The 6,957-nt window shown below is 74.0% G+C and carries 6 protein-coding genes; 3 read left to right on the plus strand and 3 right to left on the minus strand.

What is annotated here, in order from left to right:
- The 3 genes from HMPREF0731_RS15625 to HMPREF0731_RS15635 all read left to right on the plus strand — a co-directional run.
- Positions 1 to 2,084, plus strand: a 2,084-nt coding sequence (locus HMPREF0731_RS15625) for a xanthine dehydrogenase family protein molybdopterin-binding subunit (protein ID WP_007005137.1), incomplete at its 5' end; no start/stop codon positions are given.
- A complete protein-coding gene (locus HMPREF0731_RS15630; RefSeq protein ID WP_007005138.1) occupies positions 2,084 to 2,464 on the plus strand; it encodes a c-type cytochrome in 381 nt (126 codons plus the stop codon). The genes HMPREF0731_RS15625 and HMPREF0731_RS15630, both read left to right, overlap by 1 nt.
- Before the next feature lie 83 nt (positions 2,465 to 2,547).
- Entirely contained in the window at positions 2,548 to 3,954 is a 1,407-nt protein-coding gene (locus tag HMPREF0731_RS15635; RefSeq protein WP_007005139.1) for a M20 family metallopeptidase, read from the plus strand.
- A gap of 88 nt (positions 3,955 to 4,042) precedes the next feature.
- Here the strand turns inward: HMPREF0731_RS15635 and HMPREF0731_RS15640 are convergent, their stop codons facing one another.
- The 3 genes from HMPREF0731_RS15640 to HMPREF0731_RS15650 all read right to left on the minus strand — a co-directional run.
- A complete protein-coding gene (locus tag HMPREF0731_RS15640) occupies positions 4,043 to 4,618 on the minus strand; it encodes a PqiC family protein (protein WP_040613607.1) in 576 nt (191 codons plus the stop codon).
- Positions 4,619 to 4,632: 14 nt separating this feature from the next.
- On the minus strand, positions 4,633 to 6,303 hold the full coding sequence (locus HMPREF0731_RS15645) for a PqiB family protein (protein WP_007005141.1): 1,671 nt from the start codon (positions 6,301 to 6,303) through the stop codon (positions 4,633 to 4,635).
- A partial coding sequence (locus HMPREF0731_RS15650; protein WP_007005142.1) for a paraquat-inducible protein A occupies positions 6,296 to 6,957 on the minus strand: 662 nt, incomplete at its 5' end. The genes HMPREF0731_RS15645 and HMPREF0731_RS15650, both read right to left, overlap by 8 nt.

The raw sequence follows: 6,957 nt of genomic DNA on the forward strand, positions 1-6,957 counted from the left end.
CGGCCGCGCCGCGCCCGGGCAGCCGCGTCGCCGCCTTCCTGGAGATCCGCCCCGACAACACCGTGCTGCTGAAGAGCCCCTTCATCGAGGGCGGCCAGGGCGTCGACACGGCGATGGCGCAGATCCTGGGCGAGGAGCTGGATGTGGAGCCGGCGCGCTTCACCGTCGAATGCGCCCCGCCCGGCGCCGATTACGCCCTGGTCAATGGCATGCGCATCACCGGCGGCAGCTACTCGGTGCGCAGCGCCTATCCGGTGCTGCGCCAGCTCGGCGCCAGGGCGCGGCAGATGCTGCTCCAGGCCGCCGCCGCGCGGCTGGGCGTCGCCGCCGACAGCCTGGCCACCGAACCCGGCCGGGTGATCCACGCCGCCTCCGGCCGCAGCCTGGCGTATGGCGCGCTGGCCGCCGAGGCCGCCTCGCTGCCGGTGCCGGAGAGCGCGCCGCTGCGCGCCGAGCGGGATTTCCGCTGGATCGGCAAGCCGGTCGCGCGGCTCGATGTGCGCGCCAAATCCACCGGCCAGGCGGTCTATGCGATCGACCTGACGGTGGAGGGCATGCTGCAGGCCGCCGTGCAGCACGCGCCGCGCCTGGGGCAGGAGCCGCGCGCCCTGGCCAATGAGGCCGAGGTGCGGGCGATGCCGGGCGTGCATTCCATCCACCGCCTGCCCGGCGCCGTCGCCGTGCTGGCCGATCGCTGGTGGCGCGCCCGCCGCGCGGTGGAGGCGTTGCAGGTGGACTGGGCCGAGCCCGCCGCCGGCGCCCGCCGCGCCATGCCGGCCGATTTTTCCTCGAACGCCATGCGCGAGGCGCTGGCCAAGGCCCGTGGCAACGCCCTGCCGGCGGAATCGCATGGCGATGCCGAGGCGGCGCTGAAGACCGCCACCCGCACCCTCGAGGCGCAGTACGACGCCCCCTATCTGGCGCATGGCCAGCTGGAGCCGCCCTCGGCCATCGCGCACTGGAAGGGCGATGGCACGCTGGAGCTGTGGCTGCCCAACCAGGCGCCGGAGATGTTCCAGCGCGCCGCCGCGCGGGTCGCCGGCATCGCCCCGGAGAAGGTGGTGATCCATTCGCCGTTGCTGGGCGGCTTCTTCGGCCGGCACTTTCTCTATGACAACGCCAACCCCTTCCCGCAGGCGATCCTGCTCTCCAAGGCGGTGGGGCGGCCGGTGAAGCTGATCTGGTCGCGCGAGGAGGAATTCCTGCGCGACGCGCTGCGGCCGATGGGGCTGGCCCGCTTCCGCGCCGGCCTCGGGCCTGACGGGCTGCCGGTGGCCTTCGCGGCCGAGGCGGTGGGCGAGGGGCCGGTCGGCCGCTATTTCGGCGGCCAGCCGGGCCGCGCCGACCCCTCCGCCGTCGAGGGCATCTCGGAAAAGCCCTACGCCATCCCGAACCGCCTCGTGGTGCAGGTGCCGCACGCCCATCCGGCGATCATCGGCTTCTGGCGCTCGGTCGGGCATTCGATGAACGACTTCTTCTACGAAGCCTTCCTCGACGAGATCGCCGAGGCCGGCGGGCAGGACCCTTACGCGCTGCGGCTGCGGCTGCTGGCCGACAAGCCGCGCCACAAGGCGCTGCTGGAGGCGGTGGGCGAACTCTCCGGCGGCTGGAGGCGCGGCCCCTATGACGCGCCGGACGGCACCCGCCGCGCCCGCGGCGTCGCCATGGCCTCGCCCTTCGGCAGCGAGGTGGCGACCATCGCCGAGGTGTCGCTGCGCGAGGGCGAGGTCGTCGTGCACGAGGTCTGGGTCGCGGTCGATCCCGGGCGCATGGTCAACCCGGCGATCATCGAGGCGCAGGTGAATTCCGCCGTGGCGCTCGGCCTCTCCTCCGCCCTGCTGGAGGAGGTGGTGTATGAGAACGGCATCCCGCAGGCGCGCAATTTCGATGGCTACCCGATCCTGCCGCCGGGCCGCATGCCGCGCGTGCAGGTGCGGATCATCGAGAGCGGCGCGCCGATGGGCGGCATTGGCGAGCCGGGCCTGCCCGGCGTGCCGCCCGCCGTGGTCAATGCCGTGGCCGCCCTGACCGGCCAGCGCATCCGCAGCCTGCCGCTGTCCAAAGCCCGCCTCGGAGCCGCCTGATGCGCCTTTTCTCTGCTGTCGTGCTCACTGGCGCGCTCGCCGCCGGCCTGCTCTCCGCCGCCCCCGCCCGTGCGGAGGAGGGCGACGCGGCGCGCGGCCGCACGCTGTTCCAGCGGCAATGCCAAGCCTGCCACCAGGTCGCGCAGCCGCGCAACGGCGTCGGCCCGCATCTGCAAGGGGTGGTCGGCCGCATGGCCGGTGGGCTGGAGGGCTACAACTACTCGCCGGCGCTGAAGGCGCTGGGGCGGGAATGGACGCCCGAGACGCTCGACGCCTATCTGGCGAACCCGGCCGGCGTCGCGCGCGGCACCCGCATGGTGCTGCGCGTCCCCGCCGAGCAGGACCGGCGCGACATCATCGCCTTCCTCGGCGCGCCCTGAGCGGCTTGCGGGGCGGGGAGGGACGCGGCAAAGCACCCCCTTGCCGCCGCCCTTCCGGCCGCGCGCCGCAGAAGGAGATCGCCATGAGCCGCGAGGCCGCCATCGCCGCCGCCGAGGCGCTGTTGCAGGACGGGACGCTGTGGCGCGTGCTGTCGCGCCGCGTCGCCTGGCCGACCGAAAGCCAGGAGCCCGCCCGCGCCCCCCTGCTGCGCGACTATCTGGAGCAGGAGATGCGCCCCGATCTGGAGGGCATGGGCTTCGCGGTGGAGGTGCTGGACAATCCGCTGGGCGCAGCGCCCTTCCTGGTGGCGCGGCGGCAGGAGGGCGCGGCGCTGCCCACCGTGCTGCTCTATGGCCATGGCGATGTGGTGCGCGGCATGGCGGGGCGCTGGCAGGCGGGCCGCGACCCCTGGCGGCTGGAGGAGGCCGGGGATCGCTGGTACGGCCGTGGCAGCGCCGACAACAAGGGCCAGTACACGCTGAACCTGGAGGCGCTGCGCGCGGTGATGGCGGCGCGCGGCGGGCGGCTCGGCTTCAACGCCGTGCTGCTGCTGGAGATGGGGGAGGAGATCGGCTCCCCCGGCCTGCTGGAATTCTGCGCCGCCCATCGCGAGCGGCTCGCCGCCGATGTGCTGCTGGCCTCCGACGGGCCGCGCCTGGCGGCGGACCGGCCGACGCTGTTCCTCGGCTCGCGCGGGGCCTTCACCTTCACCCTGGCGGTCGAGGCGCGGGCGCGCGGCTATCATTCCGGCAATTGGGGCGGCGTCATCCGCAACCCGGCCACCATCATCGCCAATGCGGTGGCCGCGCTGGTCGATGGGCGCGGCCGGCTGCGCGTGCCCGGAATGCTGCCGCCGCCCATCCCGCCCGCGGTGCGCGCGGCGCTCGAGGGCCTGCCGGTGGGCGGCGGGACGGACGACCCGGCGGTCGACCCGGATTGGGGCGCCGAGGGGCTGAGCATGGCCGAGCGCCTCTATGGCTGGAACACGCTGGAGGTGCTGGCGATGGGCGCGGCCGACCCGGCGGCGCCGGTCAATGCCGTGCCGCCCGCGGCCCGCGCGGTGCTGCAGCTGCGCTATGTGAAGGGCACCGACACGGACGGATTGCTGCCGGCCGTGCGCGCGAGGCTGGACGAGGCCGGCTTCGCCGATGTGACGCTGGACGCCAACCGGGAGGAGGCGGCGCCGGCGACGCGCCTGGACCCGGATTCGCCCTGGGTGCGCTGGGCGCTGGGCTCGATGCAGGCAAGCCTCGGCCGGGCGCCCACGCTGCTGCCGAATATCGGCGGCTCGCTGCCCAACCATGTCTTCGCCGACATGCTGGGCCTGCCGACGCTGTGGCTGCCGCATTCCTATGCCGCCTGCGGCCAGCACGCGCCGGATGAGCATCTGCTGGTGCCGGTCGCGCGCGAGGCGCTGGCGATGATGGCCGGCCTGTTCTGGGATCTCGGCGAGCCGGGCGCCGCGACCCTGCCCCGGCGCGGCCACTGAAAAAGAGCAGGGCGGCGATCGGGAGGATCGCCGCCCCGCAACAGGAAGCACGCCCCCGCGCGACAACGGAGCGCGGAACCGACAAAAATCAGGCGCGGCGGAGCATCTCGGCCAGAGCATCGGCCAGCAGGGCCAGCGCCTGGCTCATCGCCGCCGCCAGCGCCTCGGTGTCCGTCCCCGCCAGCGGCACCGTCTCGCGCAGGCTGCGCAGCACCGGCCTGGCATTGCCGCCGAGCCGCCTGGCCGCCAGCTGCGCCTCGATCACCACGCGGCCCTCTTCATCCTCCTCCAGCCGGGCGATCTCGGCCTCGGCCTGGGCCTCGGGCACGGCGGTCAAGGCGCTGCCCTCGGCCAGGATGCCGCTGCCCGGCAGGCGCTGGCGGAGATTCTCGGCGGTGATGCGGGTCACCATCTCGCCCAGCGGCTCGGCCCAGCGCGCGCCGGAGACCAGCGCCACCCGCGCGCCGCCGCCGCCGCGGGTGATCTCCGAACGGTCGAGATAGCGGGCCAGGCCGATGCGGCGCAGTTCGATCAGCGGCGCGGCGCCGCCCTGGGCCGGGCCGGGCCGGGCGGTCAGCCGGTAGTAGCGCGGCTCGGGCGAGGCGCAAGCGGCCAGCGGCAGCAGCGCCAGCAGGCCGAGATGGCGACGGGTGGGGTTGGGCATGCGGTCTCCCATGCTCATTCGCGGCGGCCGCGGATCAGCGCCTCGGGGTGGCGCTCCAGGAAATCCGCCAGCAGGCGGATCGAGCGGGCGGTGTCGGAGAGCTGCTGCAGCGTGCGGTCGATCTGCCGGTTCACCTGCGAATCCCCGCCATAGCCGCGCTCGATCGAGGCGATGGCGCTGCGCGCGCTGCGCACCGTCTGGTCGAGATTGTTGGCGATCTCGGGCAGGCGGCGCAGCAGCGGGGTGATCCCGCCATCCGCCTTGCGCACCAGCTCCTGCACCCCGGCCAGCGCGCCGGCCAGGTTCTCCAGCGATTGCTGCAGGGCGGGGCTGGAGGCGACGCCATTCACCGCGGCCAGCGCGCCATTGAGGTTGCGGCCGATCTCGTCCAGCGGGAAGCGCTCCAGCTTGCCGGCGACGGCGCTGACCGCGGCCATGATGTCGTCGCCATCGCCGCCCGCGCTCGGCAGCACGATCATGTCGCCCTCGACCCGCACCTGGGCGGGCGGCGCATCCGGCACCGTCTCGGCCGAGAGCACCTTCTGGCCGGTCAGCAGGTTGCCGCTGCGCAGGGTGAAGCGCATGCCCTGGTCGACCAGGTGCTGCGCCATCGCCATCACCTCCAGCGGCGGCCGCCCGGCGGGGAAGGCGATGCGGCTGGGCTCGATGGCGATGCGCACCGGCACGCGGAAGCGCTCGCTCTCGCGGTCATAGGTCAGCTCGACGCGGGTGACGCTGCCGATGCGGATGCCGCGCAGCTCGACCGGCGCGCCCGGCGACAGGCCGCGCACCGAGCCCTCCAGATAGACCAGGAATTCCAGCCGGTCGGGCGAGGTGGCGGCACGCGCCGCATCGGCGCTCTCGAACAGGAAATAGGTGGTGTCGGGCGGGGCGGCGGGCTTGTCATGCTCGTCGCGCGGCGTGTCGAAGGCGATGCCGCCGGCGAACAGCGCCTGCACGCTCTCGATCTCCAGCTTCACCCCGTCGCCGCCGAAGCTGAGATTGGCGCCGGAGCTGTTCCAGAAGCGCGAGCCGGCGCGCAGATAGCCGTCATAGGGGGCGCGGATGAAGACGCGCAGATTGGTCGGCCCATCCAGCGCCGGCGGATCGTAGCCCAGCACCTCGCCCACCGGCACGTCGCGGAAGAACACCGGCGAGCCCTGGCTGATGGCGCCGAGGCGCGGCGCGCGCAGCGTCACCACCCGCCCCGGCTCGCCGGCGCGCACGCCGGGCGGGTCGTCCAGGCCGCGGAATTCGTCGCGCCGCTCGGCCTCGCGCGGGCCCGGGTCGAACTCGATATAGGCGCCGGAGACGATGGTCTCGATGCCGGAGAGATTGCCGGCCGAGAGCCGCGGCCGCACCACCCAGAAGCGCGCCGGCTCGGTCAGCCGGTCGGCGATGTCGCGGCTCATGCGCACCGCGACATCCACCCCGTCCAGCTCCCCGGTCAGGCGGATCGCCTCCACCGTGCCGACGGTGACGGATTTGTAGCGCACCTGGGTCTGCCCGGCGGAGAGCCCGTCGGCGCTGGCGAAGCGCAGCGTCACCAGCGGCCCGCGCGCGCTGTAGGTGGTGTAGCCGAGATAGAGCGCGATGGCGGCGGCGGCCAGCGGGATCAGCCAGATCCAGGAGACGTGGCGGCGCCGCGGCTGCGCCTCGACGATTTCGGGTTCGATCTCAGGCATCGGCGGCGGGGTGTCCGGAGGCGGGGCGGGGGGCCGGCGAGGAGGCGCCAGAGGGGGCGGAGGGCGCGATGGCGGGGGCGTTGCGCCCGGCCGCGTCCCACATCAGGCGCGGGTCGAAGGCCTCGGCCGCCAGCATGGTCAGGATGACGACGGCGCCGAAGCAGGCGGCGCCCACCTCGGCGGTGATCGAGGCCAGCACGCCGAAGCGCACCAGCGCGATCAGCACGGCGACGACGAAGACGTCGATCATCGACCAGCGGCCCAGCACCTCGATGACGCGGTAGAGCCGGGTGCGGCCGGCCAGCCGCCAGGCGGAGCGGCGCTGCACGCAGACCAGCATGACGATCAGCCCGACCAGCTTCAGCATCGGCACCGCGACGCTGGCCAGGAAGACGATCAGGCCGAGCGGCCAGAAGCCGGTCTCCACGAACTCCACCACGCCGCCCAGGATGGTGTGCGGCCCGCCCTGGCCCAGCGTGACGATGCTCATCACCGGGTAGTAGTTGGCGGGGATGTAGAGGATGCTGGCTGCGATGATCAGCGCCCAGGCGCGTTGCAGGCTGCGCGGCTTGCGCGGATGCAGCGCGGTGCCGCAGCGCTCGCACGGGTCGCCCGGGCGGGCCGGCGCCACGCGGTGGCAGCAATGGCAGGCGA

The sequence above is a fragment of the Pseudoroseomonas cervicalis ATCC 49957 genome (assembly GCF_000164635.1).
Lineage (GTDB): Bacteria > Pseudomonadota > Alphaproteobacteria > Acetobacterales > Acetobacteraceae > Pseudoroseomonas > Pseudoroseomonas cervicalis.